Below are 22,099 nucleotides of genomic sequence, written 5' to 3' on the forward strand. Positions count from 1 at the left end.
GTGGGACGGGGACGGCTGTCAGCCGGCGGCGGGGAAGAAGTTCTTCCGCGCGGGGTCGAACGTGTAGAGACGGGGCGGGATCGCGCCGTGCGGGGTCTCGCGGCTGTAAGTGGCCTTGTCCCGGTAGCTGGGGACCTGGAAGGAACCGAGCGAGAAGGCGGCCTGCTGGAACGACTGGTAGGTGAGGTCCTCACCGGCCTTCTCGGTGATCGCCTGGAACAGGGCCAGGTAACGGCAGGCGACGCCCTCGGACGTTCCGGGTCCGGGCTCACCTGAGGGCACGGTCGCCGGGTCGACCAGCTTGCCGGTGAGCGCCGGCATCGCGGCCTCGATGGTGGCGACGCACGCGGCGTTGGCCGGCTCGGAGTAGTCGTTGACCAGCCCGAGGGCCGCGGCACCGGTCACGACGGCCGGGTCGTGGTCGCCCGGGCTCAACAGGTAGGCCTGGGCCTGACTGGTGCTGGCGAACAGCAGCCTGGGGCGGTAGTCGGTCTTCCCGAGCTCGGCGGGGAACTGGGTCTGGGAGCCGCCGACCAGGAGCACGGTGTCGACCCCCGCGGCCCGGAACTTCTGGATGAAGACGCCGAACTGCTGGGAGACCGCGGCCGCGTCACTGATGTCGGCGTCGAGGATGCCGGTCTCGGTCACCGGGACCTGGAGACGCCGCAGGGCCGGCAGGACGACCTTGTCCACCGCGGCCTGGTCGTCCCGGTAGGCGACGACCGCGACCTTCTTGCCCGCCAGGGCGTTGTCGGCGGCGAACAACCCGATGCCGTCGGCCAGCTCGTCCCCGCCGCGCAGGTCCGAGACCCACGGCGCCTGCGCCTTGGCATAACGCTCCGCGGAGAGGTCACCGCCGACGAGCGCCGTCCGGTGGGTCTGGACGTAGCACATCGAGTCCTCGGCGTTGAGGCTCCCGAGCACCGCGAAGACCTTCTCGTCCTGGGTCAGCTTGACGCAGGTCTCCTGGGCGCCGGCGGGGGAGATGACGTCGACCGCTCCGTACACGGGGATGAGCTTCCGGCCGTGGATGCCGCCCGCGGCGTTGACCTTGTCGACCAGAGCCTTGAAGGTGGCCTGGTAATCGCCGTGGTCGATGTTGATGTACTGCTTGACGACCTCGAGGTCGGGGTAGACGAAGCCGATCTTGATGCTGTCGGCGGTGACGCCGGGCGCGGTCGCCGGCGCCGGGGGCGCCGGGAACGCCTCCGAGGTGGGGCCGCTGGCCGGCGGGTCGTCCGACTCGACGCTGCAACCGGCTAAGGCGAGCGCGACTCCCGTGGCGATCATCATGAGCGGACGGCGCCAGCGTTGGTGCGATGTCATGTCGGGTACTCCGGGTTCCTGGAAATGCGGAAGTGGAAATGCGGAAAACGGAAACAAGGATCCGGCGAGACTGTGAACCGGATGTGTTACGAGGGAACGGCCGCGTCGGTCGGCGTGTGGTGTTCCTCAGGTGTCGCCGGGGCCTTTCCGCTGCGTTCGATGGCGCGTTCGTCGGTGCCGAGATAGCTGGCGATGACCTTGGGGTCGTTGCGGACGGCGTCCGGTGTTCCGCCGGCGATGATCCGGCCGGTCTCGAGGCAGTAGACGCGGTTGCTGATGCTCATGATCAGCGGCATGTCGTGTTCGATGACGAGCATGGCGGCGCCGAGCTCGCGGCGGATCTCCTGGATGAGTGGGCCGAACGCCTCGGTCTCGCGTTGGGCGACGCCGGCGGTGGGTTCGTCGAGGCAGAGGACCTGGGCGTCGAGGGCGAGCAGGCCGGCGAGCTCGACGATGCGGCGGGTGCCGGTGGACAGGTCGGCGATGAACGCGTCGGCATAGCGGCCGAGACCGAGGAAGTCGATGAGGTCGTCGGCGTTCGAACGTTTCGCGCGTTCGGCGCGGAAGGTGTGCGGCAGGTGCAGGGCGGTGGAGGGCAGTCCGGTGCGCCCGCGGGCCTCCAGCGCGATCTGGACCGTCTCGCGGACGGTCAGCTCGGGGAACAGGGCGGCGGCCTGGAAGGTGCGGCCGAGACCGCCGCGGGCCCGGGCCGCCGGGCTGGCGGCGGAGACGTCCCGGCCGAGCAGGGTGACGGCGCCGGCGGCGGGGACGAAACCGCCGATGGCGTTCATCAGGGTGGACTTGCCGGCGCCGTTGGTGCCGATGAGACCGACGATCTCGCCGGGCATCACGGTGAGGGAGACGCCGTCGACGGCGGCCCGGCCCCCGAACCGCACCCGGATGTCGCTGGTTTCGAGGACGGGGGTGTTCTCCGGGAGCGGCGGTCGGGTGGTGCGGGTGAGCGCCGGGGGCACGGCCGAGACGCTCTTCACCGGTGGGGTGGTGCCGAGCCTGCTGTCCGCCCAGGCGAGGAGGGCGTCGCGGGCGCTGTAGCCGATCTGGACCAGGCCGCCGGGGAAGTAGAGCAGCAGGACCAGCAGGCCCAGGCTGGACGTCAGCAGCGGGACGATGTCGTTGTCGGGGAAGAACGACGGTAGGCCGATGACCCACAGCGAGCCGAGCAGCGGGCCGGTGACCGAGCCGAGACCGCCGATCACCACGATGGAGACCAGGAGCAGCGAGTCGGGGCTGAGGAAGTACCTGTCGGCGTAGGGGACGTTCTGGACGGCGCCGGCGAGCAGGCTGCCGCCGAGGCCGGCGATCCCCCCGGCGAGCGCGAACGCGCGCAGCTTCACCCGGGTGGGGGCGACGGTGTAGGCGGCCGCGGTGGCGGGATTGTCGCGGACGCCGATGGTGGTCCGCCCGACCCCGGACCTACGCAGCCGGGCCACCACGAGCAGGACCAGGACCAGGACGATCAGGACCAGGTAGTAGTAGGCCTGCTGGGTGGTGACGTCGATCCCGAACACGGTGTCGCGGGGGAACGAGGCGGTGTTGGCGTCCTCGTCGTGGAACACGTCGCGGCGGTAGAGGTACTGCTCGGCCGCGATCCCGAACGCGAAGGTGCTGACGGCCAGCAGCAGCCCGCGCACGCGCAGTGCGCCCGCTCCGACCACGGCGGCCAGGGCCGCGGTGAACACCGTGGCGATCGCGACGGCCGCCGGGAAGGGCAGGGCGTTCAGCGCCACGACGGAGCCGCCGACCTCGATGCGCAGGCCGCGGTTGAGCGCGGCGGCGAGCAGCGCCCCCAGTCCCGCGAACGCCATCTGGCCGAGGGAGAGCTGCCCGGCCCAGCCGGTCAGGATCGTGATCGAGGCGGCGCAGATCGCGTAGCCGAGGATCACGGTGTAGAGCAGGTGCCGGGAGGGCTGGGCGACGAGCAGGGGCAGGACGACGGCGACCAGGCCGAGCAGGACCAGCGGGGCGCGTTCGAGCTGGCGGACCCACCAGAGCCCGCGCAGCCGGTCGGGCACGGGCTTGATCTTCGGGGTGAAGGAGAACGACGAGGTCTCCGTGTCCCGGCCGCGGCTGACGAAGAACACCGCGACCAGCACCACGACGAAGATCGTCAGGTCGGTGAGGCCGGGCTGGTCGAGCCAGTTGAACTGGATGAACGACTGGCCCAGGCCCAGGGCGACCCCGGCGACCAGCGCGACGCGGAACGACGTCATCCGGGCGATCACCGCGGCGGCCAGGGCCCGGAGCAGGGTGGTGGGGCCGAGGGTGGTGATCTGGGTCAGGGACTGGTTCTGCGCGGAGACCAGGATCAGGCACAGCGTCCCGATCAGCCCCGCCACCGCCCAGACCGCCGTCGACACGGTCTTGGGGCTGATGCCCTGCAGGCGGGCGAGCTCGGGGTTGTCCGCGGCGGCCTTGACCGTCCGGCCGAGCACGGTCCGGCCCAGGAACAGGCTGAGCCCGAGGGCGACGAGAGGCACCGTGACCAGGACGCTCAGCTGCGCCCCGGTGATCGTGAGGTCACTGACCGGCGACCAGCTCCCCGACCAGGGCACCGGGTAGGACTCCCTCGGATAGTCGTCGAGGTCGGGCAGGGAGGTGACGATGGTCAGCGCGAGCTGGGCGACGCCGATGGTCGCCACGAGCAGGATCACCCGTGGCGCGGCGAACAACCGGCGGATCACCGTGAGGTCTACCAGGGCGCCGAACAGCACACCGACTCCCAGCGCGATGGCCAGCGAGATCCAGTAGGGCACGTTGTAACGGACGGTGAGCAGCGCGAAGAGAACCGAGCCGACCAGGCCCATGTTCGCCACCGCGAAGTTGATGACGCGGGTGGAACGGTGCACGAGGACGATGCCGACCGCGAGCAGGCCGATGACCAGGCCGGTGACCGCGCCGTCGAAGAGCAGCTGGGTGGTGGGCATTTCCATGGCGGGTCAGCCGCCTTCCCGGCCGAGGAACACCGCGCGCGCCAGGTCGTCGCGTTCGGCGAGTTCGCGGGCCGGCCCGGTGAAACGGACCTGGCCCTTCTCCAGGAACACGGCCCGGTCGGCGATCGCGAGGGCGATGTTCAGGGACTGTTCGACGACGATGATCGTCAGACCGTCCTGTTTGAGGCGTTCGAGGATCACCAGGAGGTCCTGCACCACCACCGGGGCCAGACCGAGGGAGAGCTCGTCGATGAGGAGCACCTCGGGGTCGTGCAGCAGCACCATCGCGAGCGCCAGCATCTGCTGCTGCCCACCGGACAGCGACCCCGCCCGCTGGCCCTGCCGGCCCGCCAGGTCCGGGAACAGGTCCAGCACGTAGGCGAAGCGCCGGTCACGGCCGGCGGCGTCGTGGCGCATCCGGAACGCGGCCATCTCCAGGTTCTCGCGCACCGTCATAGCGGGGAAGACGCCCTTGCCGCCGGGAAGCAGGTGCACCCCGTACTTCCCGCGCTGTTCCGGGGAGACGTAGGTGATGGTCCGCCCGCCGAGGCGGACCACCCCGCGCGACGGGGTGCCCAGGCCGCAGATGACCTTCAGGATGGTGGACTTGCCGGCACCGTTGGTGCCCAGCAGCGCCAGGGTCTCGCCCTTCTTCACGTCGAAGGCGACGTCGAACAGGACCTGCACCGGCCCGTAGGAGAAGTCGATGTTGTTGACCTGGAGCGCGGGGATGTCGTCCGGGTTCTCGCGCTGCCGGTCGCGTTCGGCGAGCTCCTCGCGCAGGTCCGCCACCACCAGCGACAGGTCGTTCTTCACGAACGACGCGCTCCGGATCATCATGAGGCCGCCGACCGCGGTCGCGGGGACGCCGATCACCAGCACGGCGACCCGTGGGTCGTAGGCGTTGCTGATCAGCCCGGAGAGGATGGCGCCGCCGGTCGCGCCGATGAAGAACATGTAGACCGCCGCCAGCGCCAGGCCCAGCCCGCGCAGCCGGTAGGGGGTCACCGACTGCATCACCGGGCCCACCATCGAGAACGCCACCGAGGAGAACACCGCCCCCGGGATGCTGGCCAGCATGAAACCGATCCAGTTCGGCATGAACCACTGGACCGGCAGCAGCACCGCGCCCGGCAGGATGCACAGCCCCAGCAGCGCCACCGCCCGGGCCGGGTCCCGGTGGTAGAGCCGGTCGTAGCGTGGCCCGACGATCGGCAGGGCGACGAGCAGCGCGGCGCCGCCGAGGGAACCCATCAGGCCCCGCTGGAACGTCGACATCCCGTAGTGGTCCTCGGCCCACAGGTTCGCCAGGATGCTCGTGGTGAACAGGCTGAAGCCCAGCGCGGAGAACGCGACGATCGCGGTCTTGACGGTCCGGATGCGCAGCAGCCGGGCGAACGCCGCCTCCACCGAGATCGGCATCGGCTCGGCGTCCTCGACCACCTCGCCCAGCACCGATTTCATCTCGTGCTGGCCGCGCGGCGGTTCCGGCAGGCGGAAGGCGAAGACCGCCACCGCCAGGGCCGGCAGGCCGAGGATCAGGAACGGCCAACGCCAGCCGTCAGCCCCGCCCGCCAGCGTGGCGATACCCGCGACCACCAGGGGGCTGAGCGCGCCCGCGGTCCGCGCCGCACCGAAGTTCGCCGCGGAGATCCGCCCGCGCACACCGATCGGATAGGTGTCGGCGAGCAACGAGCCGTGTACCGAGTTGTTGCTCGACTTCGCCACCCCGACACCGAAGCGGGCCAGGAAGAACAGGAACGCGTTCGCCGCCAGTCCGCTTGCCAGCACCATCACCGAGAAGACGACGCCCGCCCAGCCGATGACCCGGGAGCGCCGGCATTTGTCCGCCAGCCAGCCCATCGGCAGCGCGCCGAGCACGAGGAACGCCCCGGCGGCCGCGGAGATGAACACGATCGCGCCGTCGCTCAGCCCGAACGCGTCCCGGATGTCCGGCGCCAACGTCGTCAGCGCCGCCGACTCCAGCTCGTCCAGCGCCGACAGCGTCATCAACGTCAGGAACGTCACCGAACCACCGGCGGCCAGCCCCTGCCGCAATGACAGCCGCTCACCGCCCACACCCGGCAGCAGCTCGTCCGCGAACAACACCTCACGCTGCGAGTCCGCCTGCCGCGCCCGTCGCTCCGCTTCCGCCTCGATCAGCCCCGCGGCCAGCCCTGCCGCCACCCCCGCCGGCGCCGACTCCGTTGCCGGATCGGTGGGCGTGCTCACGACGACCACCGGTCAGTCAACGGTGAACAGGTAATGCATGTGAGCATGGAAATCTCCGTAAGAATCCGCTGACCTCGGTCAGCGACTGGCGCCCGGCGAGAAGCCGGCCCGGAAAGGTGGCGGTCGGGTTTCCTGGCAGGTGCGGCCGGTGGTTCAAGGGCGTGTGTCGCTGACGGTGACGTCCGAGAGGAAGGAACGGCGGCCGTCCAGCTCGGCGACTTTTCCGACGACGTCGAAACTGCCGTGCAGGCGGATGTCGTCGGAGGAGCTGCCGGCGAGAACCTGGACGGGGCCGGGCTCGAGAACGAACCCGCCGTCGAGGGCGACGTAGCCGAGCTGGCTCATGGGCACGGTGAACGCCACGGTCGCCGCCGCGCCGGTGTCCAGGCTGATCCGGGTGAAGCCGACGAGCTCCCGGGCCGGTCGGGTGACCCCGGTGGCCTGGTCGGAGAAGTAGAGCTGCACGATCTCGTCGCCGGCCCGCGGGCCGGTGTTGCGGACGGTCAGCCGCACGGTGACCGCGCCCTCGCTGTCGACCTCGGGCGAGCTGACCGCGAGGTCGGTGTAGTCGAAGGTCGTGTAGCTCAGCCCGTGGCCGAACGGGAACAGCGGGCCGGACGGCAGGTCGAGGTAGCCCTGGTGCATGTCCTGGTCGGTGCGCCGGTAGCCGGTGCCGGTCGGCTGGCCGGAGTAGACGGGCACCTGCCCGGAGTGCCGCGGGATGGAGATCGGGAGCTTGCCGGCCGGGTTGACGTCGCCGAACAGCACGTCGGCCATGGCGGTGGCGGCGTGCTGGCCGCCGTAGTAGCCGTAGAGCAGTGCCGGGAGCAGGCCGACGATCGGGGTCAGGGCCATCGGCCGGCCGGTGTACACGATCCCCACGCACGGGGTTCCGGTGCCTGTGACGGCCTCGACGAGCGCGACCTGGTTCGCCGGCAGGTCGATGTTCGCGGTGTCGCAGCCCTCGCCCTCGGTGATCCGGGGGGTGAACCAGCCGGCCCGCCCGCCGAGGGCGAGGATCACCACGTCGGCGTCCGCGGCGGCGGCGACCGCGGCCGGGATGTCGGTCGGCTCCTCGTCGAGGACCCCGCAGCCGGTGGCCACGGTCACCCGCGCGCCGGGGACGGCCCGCCGGACGGCGTCGGCGAGGGACAGCGCGCCGTAGGCGTCGCGGATGTAGTCGTCGATCGGTGTCCCGATGGGGCCGGCGAGTTCCTGGCGCATCAGCGCGGCCGCCTCGGGGGTGATGTCACCGGCCATGTTCTCGGTGCCGGGTATGTGGGCCCGCTCGCCGGTGAACCGGGCACGGAGCATCTCCAGCGCGGCGGGGTAGGTGTACGGCGGGAACGCGAAGGAGATCCCGTCGGCGTGCGGGCCGACGACCGCGATCCGGCGCAGGTCCCGGGACAGCGGCAGGGTGCCGTCGTTCGCCAGCAGGGTCACCGACTGCTGGGCGAGCCGGTAGGAGAGGTCGACACCCTGGCGGGCGACCTCGTTGACGATGACGGGGTCCTCGTCGGCGTAGGGCCGGTCGAACAGGCCGAGCGCGAACTTGTCCCGCAGGACCCGCCACACGGCCTGGTCCAGCTGCTCGACGGGCACCGTGCCGGCGTGGACGGCCCGCGCGAGCGTGGGGCCGTAGCCGTCGGGGACGGGAAGCTCGACGTCGAGGCCCGCGGCGAGGGCGAGCCGGCCGGCCTCCTCGGCGTCCCGCGCGACACCGAGCCGCTTGTACAGGTGGCGGATGGTCTCGTAGTCGGAGACGACGGTGCCGGCGAAGCCGAGGCGGTCCCGCAGCAGGCCGGTGAGGATCTCGCGGTTGGCGCCGACCGGGACGCCGTCGACGGTGCTGTAGGAGTTCATCACCGCCGCGAGACCGGCCAGCCTGATGGCGGCCTCGAACGGGCGGGCGTACACCTCGTACAGCTCCCGCGCCCCGATGGCGGTGCGGGCCATGTTCTGCCCGGCCTCGGTGAGGGCGTAGCCGAGGAAGTGCTTCCCGGTCGCGATCACACCCTCGCGCGGGTCGCCGCCCTGGATGCCGCGGACGAACGCGACGCTCATCGCGGACACCAGGTACGGGTCCTCGCCGTAGGTCTCGTGCACCCGGCCCCAGCGGGCGTCGCGGGCCACGTCCATCACCGGGGACAGGACGAACGGGTGACCGATGGCCCGGGCCTGCCGGCGCAGGACGTCCGCCATCTCCGCCACCCCGGCGGGGTTCCACGTGGCGGCGAGCCCGATCGCGGTCGGGAACGTGGTCAGACCAGGGGACACCACACCGTTGAGCGCCTCCACGTGGAAGAGCGCGGGAATGCCGAGGCGGGTCTGGGTGACGAGGAATCGCTGGATCTCGTTGACACCCTTGGCCAGGTTCGCGGGCGTGCGGTGGCTGAGCATCCCGAGCGGCGCGATGTGGCCGATCCCGGTGCCCAGAAGACGCTCGGCCTGCGCCTGGACCAGGCCGTCCACGCCGAGAAGCCCGATCGGCATCAGCCCGGTGACCTGCTGCGCCTTCTCCTCCACCGTCATGGTCCGCAGAAGCGCGTCCGCCCGGGCCTCAGGCGTCAATGGGGCGTCGTACGTCATCGTCGATTCCTTACTGATGTGATCAGCACTGATGCGTCAGCCGGTCATTCGGCGGAGGGGCCCGAGGGTTCGGCTTCGATGCGCACGGTGGACGGCTCGCAGCCCTCCGCCGTGGCGGTGACGGTGATCGAGCCGGGTGCCGTCGGGCGGATGACGGCGAGCGCCCGGCCGTCGAAGGTCGTGCGGACCGTGTCGAAGAAGTTCTCGGTCGTCCTGGGGTCCGCGCTGCCGAAGCCCTGGAGCACGGCGGGTCCCGTCACTTCGACGGCCACCTTGCGGTCGGCGGTGTTGTAGAGGTTGCCGGCCCCGTCGACGAGCGTGAGGGCGACGTAGGCGAGGTCGGTGTCGTCGGCGGTGATGCGGGTGCGGTCGGTCGCGGCGTCGAGGTGGACCTCGCCGGTCGCGGACCGCAGCGAGGTGCGGCCGGTCTCGCGGCCGCCGGTGTAGGCGACGGCCACGATCTCGCCGGGCTCGTAGACGGTCTCGAACTCCGCCCTGAACCGGTTCTTCTCACCCGCCGGGGCCGTTCCGACCCGCCGGCCGTTGATCAGGAGCTCGATCTCGTCCGCCGCGGAGTACACCTCGAGCCGCACGGGCCTGCCCTCGTGACCGTTCCAGCTCCAGCTGGAGACCGAGTCGCTCCACGACCACCACATCGCCAGCCTGACCGCCCGCCCGAAATGCTCGGGACGGTGGACGGCGATGTAGGGCTCGCCGCGCAGGCCGAACACGATCTCGCGGTAGTAGGAGGCGGGACGGCGGTGGCCGGTGATGTCGATGTCACCGCACCACGCCGTCAGCCACGGGTAGCCGCCCTGGTGGTTCAGTGCGGAGTTCGTGGTCTCGCTGTCGCCTTCGTACTCGATCCGGCCGGTCCCCGGCTCGCCGAGGTAGTCCCAGCCGGTCCAGGTGAAGTCACCGATGACGTGGCTGTGGTCCTGGACGAGCCGCCAGTTCGTGTCGATGTCGGCGGGATAGGTCTCGGTTCCGACGATCACCCGGTTGGGGAACTGCGCCCCGTCCTGCTCGTACCGTGATTCCAGGTAGTTGTAGCCGGCGACATCGAGGCAGGCCATCGACTCGGCGGTCTTGGAACCGACAATGTCGGAGCTCATGAGGATCGGCATGAACTCGCGGAACCGCGTCATGAACCCGTTGACGTCAAGGCTCTCGCCCTCGCCGTCCTCTTCCTTCTTGCGGGATTCGCCGACCTTCCGGGATTCGCCGGCGAAGGAGGCGAGCAGGTCGGGGCCGCCGGCGAGGAGTCCGTTGACGCCGTTCGTGACGAACCTGGTGCTGTCGATCGAGCGGATCTTCTCGGCGAGCCGGCGGCTGATCGCCGCGCCGGCGGCGGTGCCCGTCTCCGGGATCTCGTTCCCGATCGAGTAGAGGATGACGCTGGGATGGTTGAAGTCCTTGTCGACCATCGCCCGCACGTCGGACTCCCACCAGGTGGCGAAGTCGAGGGCGTAGTCCTGGCTCACCTTGGAGCGGGTCCACGCGTCGAACAGCTCGTCGATCACGAGGACGCCGAGCCGGTCGCAGGCGTCGAGCAGCGCCTTGCTCATCGGATGGTGCGAGCTGCGGATGGCGTTGAAGCCGGCCCGCTTGAGGATCTCGACCCGGCGCTGTTCGGCGCGGTCGATGGTCGCGGCGCCGATCACCCCGTTGTCGTGGTGGACGCAGGCGCCGCGCAGGTTCACCGTCTCGCCGTTGATGCGCAGGCCCCGCAGTGGATCAACGGTGAGCGTACGGATGCCGAAGCGCGTGGTCTCCTGGTCCAGGAGCTCGCCGTCCGCCGTGACGGTGATCCGGCAGAGGTAGAGGTAGGGCGTGTCCACCCCCCACAGTTCCGGGTGCGGCACGGACAGCCGCTGGCGCAGGGTGAGTCGGTCGCCGATGAACGCGGTGACCGGAGCGGCGTCCCGGGCGACGACGATGCCGTCGGCGTCCACGATCTCGGTGAGCACATCGAGGGTCCGGGTTACCGGCGATTCGTTCTGGATCTCGGTCGCCACCGCGACCACCGCGAGGTCGTCGTCCACGGCCGGAGTCGTGATCCTCACCCCGTCCAGTGCGAGGTGCACCAGATCGCCGACGATCAGCTTCGTGTTGCGGTAGACCCCGCCACCCGAGTACCAGCGGGTGTCGTTGCCGCTGTGCGCCTCCACGACGATCTCGTTGGCGCTGCCGTACTTCAGCAGGTGATCGGTGCGGACGTAGAAGTTGGAGTAGCCGTAGGCGCACTGCGCCGCGAAATCACCGTTGATGAAAACCCGGGCGTTCCGGTAGACACCCTCGAACTCGAGCGTGACTCGCCGGTTCCGGTACTCCTCCGGCGCGAAGAAGGTCTTCCGGTACTGGTATGCCCCGCTCGGGTAGTAGCCGCGCTGACCCGCTTCGGTATCGGCCCCGTCGCGTTCGAGTCCCACCATCGCGTCGTGGGGCAGCCGGACGTCCTGCCAGGGGGCGTCGGCCCGGCCGAGGATCTCCAGGAACGCGTCGGTCTTCCGGCGGAAGGACCAGCCGTCATTGAAGGATGAACGGATCAACCGAGCTCTCCCTGGCAACGCAGTCTTTGTTCGTCGTGGATTCGGGCGGATGGCACCTGCGCGCGAAAGGTGACCCGAGGTCGCGAAGGCGGGTGCCCCAGGCCACTAGCACGTACTAGCATCGTGGGTAGACAAGCTAACATCGTGCTGTTAGCGCGCGCAAGTGGGCCCGAGTGAGGGGGGCGGTGGCCGTGTCAGAGGCGACGGCGAAGCGAAGGGTCACCGCCACGGATGTTGCCGCGGTCGCAGGGGTTTCCCGGGCGACGGTGGGCTTCGTCCTCAACCGGACCCGCGGGCAGACGATCTCGGAGGGCACCCGGGAGCGGGTGCTCGAAGCGGCCCTGCGCCTCGGCTACCGGCCGAACAGCGCCGCCCAGGCCCTCGCCAGCGGACGCAGCAGGATCGTCCTGTTCGTCCTGCCGGACTGGCCCGTCGAGTACAGCTTCCGGATCTACCTCGACGAGGCGTCCCGCGTCCTGGACGAAGCCGGCTACTCGCTCGTCACCTACACCCGCCGGCCTCACGGCGAGACCCGCCCCCTCTGGGAGCTCCTGACCCCGGACAGCGTCTTCGGGTTCACCTCCTTCAGCCCGGACGAGATCGCCTCGATGCGCGGCTGCGGGATCCGCCGGATCTTCCCGGACCCCGCCCGACAGGAACCCCTCGACCTCTCCCTGGCCGTCAACGCGGGACCCCGGCTCCAGGTCGAGCACCTGCACGAACACGGCCGCCGCAAGCTCGCCTACGCCGCCTTCGCCGACCCCCTCCCGTCCTCCCTCGTCCAGGCCCGCCACGACGCGGCCCGGGAACGAGCCCGCGCCCTCGGCCTGCCACCCGTCGACATCGAGCACATCGACTACCGCGACGGATCCGCCGACGACGCGGTCCGTGCCTGGACCAGCGCCGGAGTGACCGGGGTCGTCGCCTTCAACGACGACGTCGCCGCCGCCACCGTCAGCGCCGCGATCCGCCTCGGGATCCGGATACCAGACGACCTCGCCGTCATCGGCCACGACGACAGCCCCATCGCGACGATGTTCGTTCCCGCGCTGTCCACCGTCCGATTCGACACCGCCACCCTCGGCCGCGGATTCGCCGAATACGCCATCTGTCAGACCGAGGGCCGGCCCCTGCCGGACTGGCGGCCCCCGGTGAGCGTCACCCTCGTCCGCCGCGAATCAACCTAGTTCCGGGCGAGGGCGACATCTGTTCGCCGGCGCGCGTTTCGGCGCTGGCCGCGGCCAGTGGGTGCCGTGGCCGTGCGGGCCGTGGTCAGTGGGTGCCGTGGCCGTGCTGGCCGAGGTCCCGCAGCGTGCGGAACGCCGGGACGAGGGCCTCATGGAGCGACTCGAAGACCGGGAGCAGCGCGCGGTAGGTGGCCGCGGACGCCGGCTCGGGGTGGTGGCTCTCACCGGCCCGCACGAGGTCGGCCGCGACGTCGAGGTTCTCGACCATGCCGAGGGCGGCCATCCCCAGCAGTGCCGCGCCGAAGCTCGTCCCCTCACGGGTCGAGGGGAAGTCGACGTCCATGCCGAGGGCGTCGGTGAGGATCTGTCGCCACAGCGCGCTGCGGGCGAAACCGCCGGTGGCCCGCGTCTCGCGCACCGCGATCCCGGCGGCCCGGATGGACTTGGCGACCAGTGCGAGCTGCAGACAGACCCCTTCGAGTGCCGCCCGGACGAGGTGCTCGCGGCGGTGCCCCCGGGTCAGCCCGACGTAGGCCCCGCGGGAGAGCGAGTCCCAGTGCGGCGCCCGCTCCCCGGTCAGGTAGGGCAGCATCAGCAGCCCGTCGGAGCCCGCCGGGGCCCGGGCGGCGATGTCCAGCACGGCCGCCTCGTCTTCCAGGTCGGGCGCCAGTGCGTCCCGTGCCCACCGCAGCACCAGCCCGCCGTTGTTGACGGCCCCGCCGACCACCCAGCGCTCCGGCGCGAGGGCGTAGCAGAAGAGGTGCCCGGACGGGTCGATGGTCGGCCGGTCGACCATCACCCGGATCGCGGCGCTCGTCCCGATCGAGCAGGACGCGACCCCGCCGTGCACCGCCCCCACCCCGAGCGACGCCAGCGCCCCGTCGCTCGCGCCGACGACCACCGGCGTCGCGGCCGGCAGCCCGAGCGCCTCGGCCGCGGCCGGAGTGAGGCGGGGGAGGACCTCGGTCGTCGCGGCGAGGCGGGACAGCCGGGCCGGGTCGATGCCGGCGACGTCCAGTGCCTCGCCGTCCCAGTCGAGGGCGGCCAGGTCGAGCAGCCCGGTGGCGGATGCCACCGAGTGGTCGACGAGCCACTCGCCGCACAGGTCGGCGAGGATGTACTCCTTGATCCCCACCCAGCGGCGCACCGCCGCGAAGGTCTCCGGGTCCTGCTCGCGGAACCACACGAGCTTGGCCAGCGGGGACATCGGGTGCGTCGGCGTGCCGGTCCGGCGGTGCAGCTCCAGGCCGTGGGTGGCGCGCAGCCGTTCGGCCTGTGCCGCCGCCCGGGCATCCGCCCAGGTGAGTGACGGGGTCAGTGGCCGGCCGGCGTCGCCGATGCCGATGAGCGTGTGCATCGCGGCGGAGAAGGAGAGGCCGCTGACCCGGTGACCGGCGTTCCCGGCCTGCCGCGCCGCCCCTCTGATCGCCTCGGTCACCGCCCCCCTGATGACGTCGGGGTCCTGCACGGCCTCGCCGGGGTGAGGCTCGAGCAGGGGATAGCCGACCCTCGCACTGGCGTGCTCGCGACCGTCCGGGTCGAAGGCCACGACCTTCGTGGCGGTCGTGCCGACGTCGACGCCGAGGATCACGTCAACCCCGGTGCCGGATGCGACTGCTGTGGAAGGCCGTCTCATGTTCTCCCTGTACCAGGGTAGAAGATCCGGGCGCGGACGGGTTGCTCCTCATGATGGACGGCGGGAGGGTCCCTGGCGGTGTCGCGCCGCCTCCTGGATTCGGACAGCTTGCGCGCGCTAAGGCACCAATATAGCGTGGCCTCCGTAAACTAGCGCGAGCTAGTATCGACGGGTCGCGCGCCTGGGGCCCGCGATTGGGTTTGCATGGGCGGAAAGGCTGAGCATGATTGACCGAGAGGCTGTCGTCCGCCGTCACAACGTCGAACTGGTGCGGGCGGACGCGGCGGCGGCGATCACGGTCGGCAACGGCGATTTCGCCTTCACCGCCGACATCACCGGCATGCAGACCTTCCCGGCCTTTCACGACCAGGCCGCCGCCCACCCGGAGAAACGTCTGGCCGTGAACACCGCGACGATGTCGACGTGGGGCTGGCACTCCATGCCCAACCCCGAGGGGTTCGTGCTCGCCGACGCGATGACCGGTTACCAGACCGCCCGCGGGCCGGTGGAGTACCCCGACAGGTTCGACATGATGGCGATGTTCACCGGCGAGATCACCGAGGAGCACCGCGCCGGAACCTGGCTGCACTGTAATCCCCAGCGCCTCGATCTGGGCCGCATCGGACTCGTCCTGCGGCCCGACCCCGACGCCGCCGCCGAGAGCGATCCCGGGGCGCTCACGAACCCGCGTCAGCGCCTCGACCTGTGGTCGGGCGAGCTCGTCAGTGTCTTCGAGTACGCCGGGCACGAGGTGCGGGTCAGCACGGTCGCCGATCCGCGCGACTCCCGCGTCGCGTTCCGCATCGAATCCGAGCTGCTCGCCGACGGCCGGGCCGCCGTCATCCTCCGGTTCCCCTACGCCAGCGACGACTTCTTCCGGACCTCGGACTGGAGCGCACCCGACCGGCACGCGACGGCTCTGCACCTGCTCGGCGACCAGTCCTGCCGCCTCGACCGGACACTCGACGACACCGCGTACAGGCACGGTGTGTGCCGTACTGGCGGCCTGCTGGCACGGACCACTGGCTCCAGCGGCCGGTAGGCCCCAGGTCAGTCCGAGCCGACCCGGGCCGCCGCATCGGCGAACTGCGCGGCGTACAGGCGGGTGTAGGCGCCGTCGGCGTGGAGGAGGTGATCGTGCGTGCCCTGTTCGACGATGGCGCCGTCCTCCATGACGACGATCGTGTCCGCGTCACGGATGGTGGACAGCCGGTGGGCGATGACGAAGGCCGTGCGCCCTTCCCGCAGCCGGGCCATGGCTTCCTGGATGAGAACTTCGGTGCGGGTGTCGACGGAGCTGGTGGCCTCGTCGAGGATGAGGATCGCGGGTCTGGCGAGGAACGCCCGGGCGATGGTGAGGAGCTGTTTCTCGCCGGTGCTGAGTCCGGAGTCCTCGTCGTCGATCACTGTGTCGTAGCCGTCGGGCAGGGTCCGGATGAACCGGTCGGCGTGGGCGGCCGTCGCCGCGGCGACGATCTCGTCGCGGGTCGCTCCCCGCGCGCCGTAGGCGATGTTCTCGGCGATGGTTCCGCTGAACAGCCAGGTGTCCTGCAGGACCATGCCGACTCTGGAACGCAGGCGGGCCCGCGCCATCGTGGCGATGTCGACGCCGTCCAGGGTGATGTGACCCTCGCCGACGTCGTAGAAGCGCATGAGCAGGTTGACTAGCGTGGTCTTGCCCGCGCCGGTCGGGCCCACGATGGCGATGGTGTGACCGGGCTCGGCGGTCAGCGACAGGTTCTCGATGAGTGGCTTGTCCGGGGCGTACCGGAAGGACACGTTCTCGAACGCGACCCGACCCGTGACGGTCGATGCCGGCTGGTTCACCTCGATTGGGTCCGGTGACTCCTCGGGCGCGTCGAGGATCTCGAAGACCCGTTCGGCCGAGGCGGCCCCGGACTGCACGGTGCCGGCCATGCTGGCGAGGAACGCCAGCGGCTGGCTGTACTGGCGGGAGTACTGGATGAACGCCTGGATGTCGCCGATCGTCAGCGCGCCGGCGGCGACCCGCACCCCGCCGACGACCGCGATGAGGACGTAGTTCAGGTTGCTCATGAACATCATGGCCGGCTGGATGGCGCTCGACACCGCCTGCGCCCGGTAGGTCGCCCCGGTCAGCTCGTCGTTGCTCTCCATGAAGACGTCCATCGCCTGCTGGTCGCGCCCGAAGGCCTTGACCAGGGCGTGGCCGGTGTACATCTCCTCGATGTGGCTGTTGAGCCGCCCGGTCTGTTTCCACTGCTCCAGGAAGAAGGGCTGGGCCCGTTTACCGAGCGCCGTCACGGCGACGAGGGAAAGCGGGGCGGTGACGAGCGCGATCAGCGCCAGCAGCCATGAGATCCAGAACATCGCGGCCAGCATTCCCGCGATGCTGAACAGCGGGATGACGAACTGCCCGAACACCTGCTGGAGGCTCTGACCAAGGTTGTCGATGTCGTTGGTGACCCGGCTGAGGATCTCGCCGCGGCGCTGGCGGTCGAAATAGGAGACAGGCACCCGGGAAATCTTGATGGCGACGTCCTCGCGCAGCTGCCGGGTGACCCGCTGCACGGCGAGGTTGGCCGTCCACGCCTGGACCACGGCGCACAACCCGGCGGCCACGTACACCGCGGCCGCGCACAGCAGCACCCGTCCGACCGCGTCGAAGTCGATGCCGTGGTCCGCCGCCGCCGCCGCCGCCGCCGCCGCGGCGCCGTCGGTCGGCCCGGCCCGTGCCGGCCCCGCGTCGGGCTGGCGGCCCAGCGTGCCTTCGACGACAAGGTTGGTGGCGCGGCCGAGCAGCCACGGGCCGGAGGCGGTCAGGACGACACTGGCGACACCGGAGACGACCGTGCCCACCAGCAGCCCTCGCTGCCGGGATATCGCCTGCCACACCCGGCGCACGGTGCCGGGAGCATCCGTTGATCTGTCGGGCCGGTGGGGGCCGCCCACTGTGGCACCGCGGCGCCGGGCGCTGCGATTCCGGCTCACGCGGCCTCCGCCTCGGTCATCTGCGACAGCACGATCTCGCGGTAGGTCGCGTTCGCGGCGAGCAGCGCGTGGTGGGTGCCGACGCCGACCACCCGTCCCTCGTCGAGCACGACGATGCGGTCGGCACCGCGGATCGTGTTCACCCGCTGGGCCACGATGACGACCACCGACTCCGCCGTCTCACGGGCCAGCGCCGCCCGCAGCCGCGCGTCGGTCGCGTTGTCGAGGGCGGAGAAGGAGTCGTCGAACAGGTACACCTCCGGCCGCCCGACCAGGGCGCGTGCGATGGCGAGCCGCTGGCGCTGGCCGCCGGAGAGATTCGTGCCGCCCTGCGAGACCGGCGCGTCCAGACATTCGGGGAGCGCTTCGACGAACGCTCGGGCCTGGGCGATGTCGAGGGCCCGCCACAGCTCGTCGTCGGTGGCCTCGGGGTCGCCGTAACGCAGATTCGTGGCGACGGTTCCGGAGAACAGGAAGGGCCGCTGCGGGACATAGCCGATCGTTCGGCTCAGCAGCGCCCGGTCGAGCGCGCGGACGTCGACGCCGCCCACCAGGACCATGCCCTCGGACGTGTCGGCCAGCCGGGGGATCAGGCTGAGCAGGGTGCTCTTGCCGCTGCCGGTGCTGCCGATGATCGCGACTGTCTCGCCGGGGCCCGCGGTGATGTTCACATCACTGAGCACGGCCGCCTCCGCGCCCGGATACCGGAATCCCACGCCACGCAGCTCGACGTGCGTACGCCGGGTGAGAGCCGGCACCGCTGTGGCGGGCGGGACGGCTGTGGCGGGCGGGACGACGGTGCTCGCGGTGCCGAGCACCTCGCGGACGCGTCCGGCGCAGACCTCCGCCCGGGGGAGCATGCGCAGCAGGTAGGTGGCCATGATGGCCGCTCCGAGGATCTGCATGACGTAGCCGAGGAACGCCGACAGCGTCCCGACGCCGATCGCCCCGGAGTCGATGCGCACCGCGCCGAACCACACGACGGCGACCCCGGCGAGGCTCGCGACCGCGGTCGCCAGCGGGTACATCAGAGCCATGAGCTGGCCGGCCCGTACGGACACGTCGGTGAGCAGGGTGTTGGCCGCGGCGAAGCGCGCGTGTTCGTGGTCCTCCTGGACGAAGGCCCGGACGACACGCAGCCCCGTGATCTGCTCACGCATGATGCGGTTCACCGAGTCCGTCGTGCTCTGCTGCGTGGCTGACAGCGGTGTCATGCGGCGCAGGATGACCAGGATCGCCGCGCCCAGCAACGGGGCGATCACGACGAGCAGGAGCGACAGTGGGACGTCCTGGCCGAGCGCGAAGACGACGCCGCCGACGCACATGATCGGTGCTGTGATCATGAACGCGAGGGTGATCTGCACGAGGACCTGGATCTGCGTGATGTCGTTGGTCGTCCGGACGATCAGCGACGGAGCGCCGAAGAGGTGCAGTTCGGTCGAGGAGAAGGACTGCACGTGGCCGAACAGCGAGGCGCGCATGTCACGCGCCAGGTACGTCGCCACCCGGGCCGCCAGCACCGCGGCGGCGATCGCGCACAGGAGCTGTACCAGGGACACCGCGATCATGACACCGCCGACCCGCCAGATGTGGCCGGTGTCGCCGGTCAGGACACCCTTGTCGATCACGTCGGCGCTCAGGTCGGGAAGGTAGAGCGCCGCCGCGGTCTGGACGAGTTGGAGGATGGCCACCAGAGCTGTGGCCCGTCGGTACGGACGCGCATAGCGCAGCAGCAGGCGAATCAGCACGAAGACTCACAGGGGCGGTCGGGTGGCCCGCGGACCGTGCGCGGACTGAGCGGCTGTAACACTAGCCGGACAGGTCCACTTCCATCAAGATAGATGCATCTCTGAGAGATGCATCGCTGTTGCTGTAAGGTTGCCATGGACGGATTCGAGCTCTTCCAGTTGGGTCGCAGGCTGATGAAGCTTGGCGAGCAGGCGATCCCGGAGATGGGGCTCCACCGGATGTCCGGTCCGACGCGCGCGGTCGTGTTCGACGTCTTCGGGAACCCCGACAGCTCGATCTCGGAGATCACCGCGCGGGTCAGGTTCCCGCAGAGCCAGGTCTCGGCGTGCGTCGCCCGGTTGCGCGAGGTCGGGGCCCTGGAGACCGTCAGCGACCCCCGTGACCGTCGCAGGACACTCGTCCGTCCCTCGGCCGAGGCGCTGCGCCGTGCCGAGGACCGGCCCTCGGCGCCCATCGACGACACCCTCGCCGCCGCGATCGGCAGCACCGACCCGGCCGACATCCGGCGGGTGAGAGACGCGCTCGAGGTCCTGGCCGGGCTGCTCGACCGGCGCGAACCCGCCGCCGGTGTGCCCTCCGACCCCGGCGCCGCGGGCACGCCCTGACGGGTCGGCCCTGACAACCATCTGTGCTCAACGGTCGTGGTGCGTGGTGCGCGGCGTGTGCGTGTGGTTCGTGGCGTCGGAAGCGGGCCGGCCGTTGACCGGCTGACGGTCACCGAAAGACTGTGCTAAACAGTAGTTCAGCGGGGCGGCCCGGAGGATCGTTGTTGCGAAGAGGGATCTGCCGGCGATCGGTGTGAAGGAGCGGTGCTGTGGCGCGTGGCCTACGGCCCGACGGCTCCCTTCCTCATCCCGGTGGAGAGCGCGCTGATCCGGGCCGCCGACGAGGTGCTCGACAGTGGCGTCGTCGCCCGTGCGACCTGGGATGCGCTCACCGCCGAGCTGGATGTGAAGCAGCTGCTTGATGTCATCTTCACGGTGGGTTGTTTCGCGACCATCGGAGCCTTCATGAACTCGGTCGAGATCGACGTCGACCCGAAGATCCCGGACCTGCTGGCCCGATGAGGGCGGCGAATTTCGCCCGAAGCGGTTGACGCGAGTCGGCGTGATTACTGAGGTGATCCCTGGTGCGTGACGTGCTCAACGATCTCGAGCGGTGGTGGTCGGGGGGAGACACCGTCGGGCTGGCCACCGTCGTCAGCACGTGGAAGTCGGCACCTCGGCAGCCGGGTGCCTCGATGGCGGTGGGTCCCGACGGTGCCGCCGTGGGCAGCGTTTCCGGCGGGTGCGTCGAAAGCGACGTGTACCAGCTTGCCGTCGAGTGCCGTTCGACGCTGGTGCCGGTGCTCCGCCGCTATGGCGTCGGTGATGACGACGCCTTCGCGGTGGGTCTCACCTGCGGCGGAGTCATTGATGTGTTCGTCGAACCGGTGAGCCGCCAGACCTTCCCGGAATTCGGCGTGGTCCTCTCCGACATCCGGGCCGGACGTCCGGTGGCGGTCGCGACCCTCATCAGCGGTTCGGCTGGCAGTCCCCTCGGGGCACGGCTCGTCGTTCGGCCGGACTCGGTCGTTGGATCGCTCGGGGTGACGCGTCTCGACGACGCGGTGCGCGACGATGCCCGGGGACTGCTCGCCCAGGGGGGCATCGCGGTCCTGCGGTACGGAGCGCTCGGTGAGCGGCTGGGTGAGGAGCAGGCGGTCTTCGTGGCCTCGTACGCGCCGCGTCCCCGAATGATCATATTCGGGGCCATCGACTTCGCCGCCGCGGTGGCGCGGGTGGGCGCCTTTCTGGGGTATCGGGTGACCGTCTGCGACGCGCGGGCCACCTTTGCCACGAACAGGCGCTTTCCTGACGCCGACGAGGTCGTCGTGGACTGGCCGCACCGGTACCTCGGCAGGACCGAGGTGGACGAACGTACCGTGGTCTGCGTCCTCACCCACGACCCGAAGTTCGACATTCCTCTGTTGCAGATCGCGTTGAAGATGCCGCTGGCCTACCTGGGTGCCATGGGATCTCGTCGAACCAACGAGGATCGTTTCCGGCGTCTGAAGGAACTGGGCTGTACCGACGACGATCTCGTTGGGCTACACGCTCCCATCGGGCTCGATATAGGCGGCCGCACGCCGGAGGAGACCGCGGTCTCCATCGCCGCGGAGATCATCGCCACCCGCTGGGGTGGAACCGGCGCTCGTCTGAGCGTGGTGTCCGGGCCCATCCATCGCGTCGACCAGCCAGGAGGGGCCGTGCTCCAGGCCTGAGTGCTGCAGGCACACGGTGCGGGGCCGCCCTTCGCGAGCCGGCGGCACCGTTGACGAGTATGTCGACCCGCCCCCAGGTGCTCATCGCCGTCTCGATCAGAGAGCCCGCGTGCTCACCACCTCTCGACCGGGGTCTTCTCCAGGCCGAGAGGCCGTGCGTAGGACGGATCGTTCTTGTCCCACGTGCCCTTGATGAAGCCTGCGAACGCACCGGAGGAGAGCAGCGACGTGTCGCGTTCATCGCCCACTCGAGGGTGCACCGGCGCAGCGCGATCCGCCACACTCCGTCCCGTCGCTCGAGGCGATCTTGGAGTACTCGCCGTACTCGGGGCCGATCTTCACGACGGGCCCGTGCTCGTCGATCCCGTCCTCGTGGTAGACGCTCGTCATCAACTCGAGATCGTGGCGGTCATGACCGATGACCGCGGGACTGGTTCATGACGCAGCCGAGGATGGCGATGCGGTCCTTGCGTACTGGACGTCGCGGCGGAGCTCCTTGAGTTCGTCCTCGATGGACATCGTGGTCCTCCCTGAGGGTGGCCCCTCCGGGCCACCTCGCCCGTGGAGCCGGGTGTTACCGCTTGTTCAGCTGGCCCGCGTCGACCGGGACGACGGTGCCGGTCACGTACCGCGCGTCATCCGAC

The 22,099-nt window shown here is 70.4% G+C and carries 13 protein-coding genes and 1 pseudogene; 5 read left to right on the forward strand and 9 right to left on the reverse strand.

Features of this window, described 5'->3' with window-relative positions:
* Positions 1-18 precede the first annotated feature (18 nt).
* The 5 genes from MXD62_RS24175 to MXD62_RS24195 form a co-directional block, all read right to left on the reverse strand.
* The gene (locus MXD62_RS24175) at positions 19-1,326 is read right to left on the reverse strand and encodes an ABC transporter substrate-binding protein (RefSeq protein WP_248831747.1); all 1,308 of its coding nucleotides are present in this window, start codon (positions 1,324-1,326) and stop codon (positions 19-21) included.
* A gap of 86 nt (positions 1,327-1,412) precedes the next feature.
* Positions 1,413-4,277, reverse strand: coding sequence for an ATP-binding cassette domain-containing protein (locus tag MXD62_RS24180; RefSeq protein WP_248831748.1), 2,865 nt, complete (start codon positions 4,275-4,277; stop codon positions 1,413-1,415).
* Between the two features lie 6 nt (positions 4,278-4,283).
* Positions 4,284-6,509 carry an ATP-binding protein gene (locus tag MXD62_RS24185; RefSeq protein ID WP_248831749.1) on the reverse strand — a complete coding sequence of 742 codons (2,226 nt, stop codon included), beginning with the start codon at positions 6,507-6,509 and terminating at the stop codon, positions 4,284-4,286.
* A gap of 153 nt (positions 6,510-6,662) precedes the next feature.
* Positions 6,663-9,098: a glycoside hydrolase family 3 N-terminal domain-containing protein gene (locus MXD62_RS24190; RefSeq protein ID WP_248831750.1), complete on the reverse strand. Its 2,436-nt coding sequence runs from the start codon at positions 9,096-9,098 to the stop codon at positions 6,663-6,665.
* A 44-nt stretch (positions 9,099-9,142) separates the two neighbouring features.
* Complete coding sequence (locus tag MXD62_RS24195; protein ID WP_248831751.1) at positions 9,143-11,650, reverse strand: glycoside hydrolase family 2 TIM barrel-domain containing protein; 2,508 nt, start codon at positions 11,648-11,650, stop codon at positions 9,143-9,145.
* 191 nt (positions 11,651-11,841) lie between these two features.
* Here MXD62_RS24195 and MXD62_RS24200 point away from each other — a divergent pair, with 191 nt between their 5' ends.
* Positions 11,842-12,837, forward strand: a complete 996-nt coding sequence (locus tag MXD62_RS24200; RefSeq protein WP_248831752.1) for a LacI family DNA-binding transcriptional regulator — start codon at positions 11,842-11,844, stop codon at positions 12,835-12,837.
* Between the two features lie 85 nt (positions 12,838-12,922).
* On the opposite strand, the gene MXD62_RS24205 is transcribed toward MXD62_RS24200, so the two are convergent.
* Positions 12,923-14,473, reverse strand: a complete 1,551-nt coding sequence (locus MXD62_RS24205; protein ID WP_248831753.1) for a gluconokinase — start codon at positions 14,471-14,473, stop codon at positions 12,923-12,925.
* A 223-nt stretch (positions 14,474-14,696) separates the two neighbouring features.
* Between MXD62_RS24205 and MXD62_RS24210 the strand changes: the two genes are divergently transcribed.
* Positions 14,697-15,515 (forward strand): hypothetical protein, encoded by an 819-nt coding sequence (locus tag MXD62_RS24210; protein ID WP_248831754.1) that lies wholly within the window; start codon positions 14,697-14,699, stop codon positions 15,513-15,515.
* A gap of 8 nt (positions 15,516-15,523) precedes the next feature.
* Here MXD62_RS24210 and MXD62_RS24215 read toward each other — a convergent pair whose 3' ends face one another.
* Complete coding sequence (locus MXD62_RS24215) at positions 15,524-17,443, reverse strand: ABC transporter ATP-binding protein (protein ID WP_308301315.1); 1,920 nt, start codon at positions 17,441-17,443, stop codon at positions 15,524-15,526.
* Positions 17,440-19,191, reverse strand: coding sequence for an ABC transporter ATP-binding protein (locus MXD62_RS24220; protein ID WP_248831755.1), 1,752 nt, complete (start codon positions 19,189-19,191; stop codon positions 17,440-17,442). Before MXD62_RS24220 ends, MXD62_RS24215 begins: the two co-directional genes overlap by 4 nt.
* A 135-nt stretch (positions 19,192-19,326) precedes the next feature.
* On the opposite strand from MXD62_RS24220, the gene MXD62_RS24225 reads away from it, so the two are divergent.
* From MXD62_RS24225 to MXD62_RS24235, 3 genes are all read left to right on the forward strand, one after another.
* A complete protein-coding gene (locus tag MXD62_RS24225; protein ID WP_248831756.1) occupies positions 19,327-19,797 on the forward strand; it encodes a MarR family transcriptional regulator in 471 nt (156 codons plus the stop codon).
* A 204-nt stretch (positions 19,798-20,001) separates the two neighbouring features.
* Positions 20,002-20,259: a hypothetical protein gene (locus MXD62_RS24230; RefSeq protein ID WP_248831757.1), complete on the forward strand. Its 258-nt coding sequence runs from the start codon at positions 20,002-20,004 to the stop codon at positions 20,257-20,259.
* Positions 20,260-20,321: 62 nt separating this feature from the next.
* Positions 20,322-21,455, forward strand: coding sequence for an XdhC/CoxI family protein (locus MXD62_RS24235; protein ID WP_248831758.1), 1,134 nt, complete (start codon positions 20,322-20,324; stop codon positions 21,453-21,455).
* 113 nt (positions 21,456-21,568) lie between these two features.
* On the opposite strand, the pseudogene MXD62_RS40860 reads toward MXD62_RS24235, so the two are convergent.
* A pseudogene (locus tag MXD62_RS40860) lies at positions 21,569-21,974 on the reverse strand (nuclear transport factor 2 family protein).
* Positions 21,975-22,099 lie beyond the last annotated feature (125 nt).

It is taken from the genome of Frankia sp. Mgl5, from assembly GCF_023242985.1.
GTDB lineage: Bacteria > Actinomycetota > Actinomycetes > Frankiales > Frankiaceae > Parafrankia > Parafrankia soli.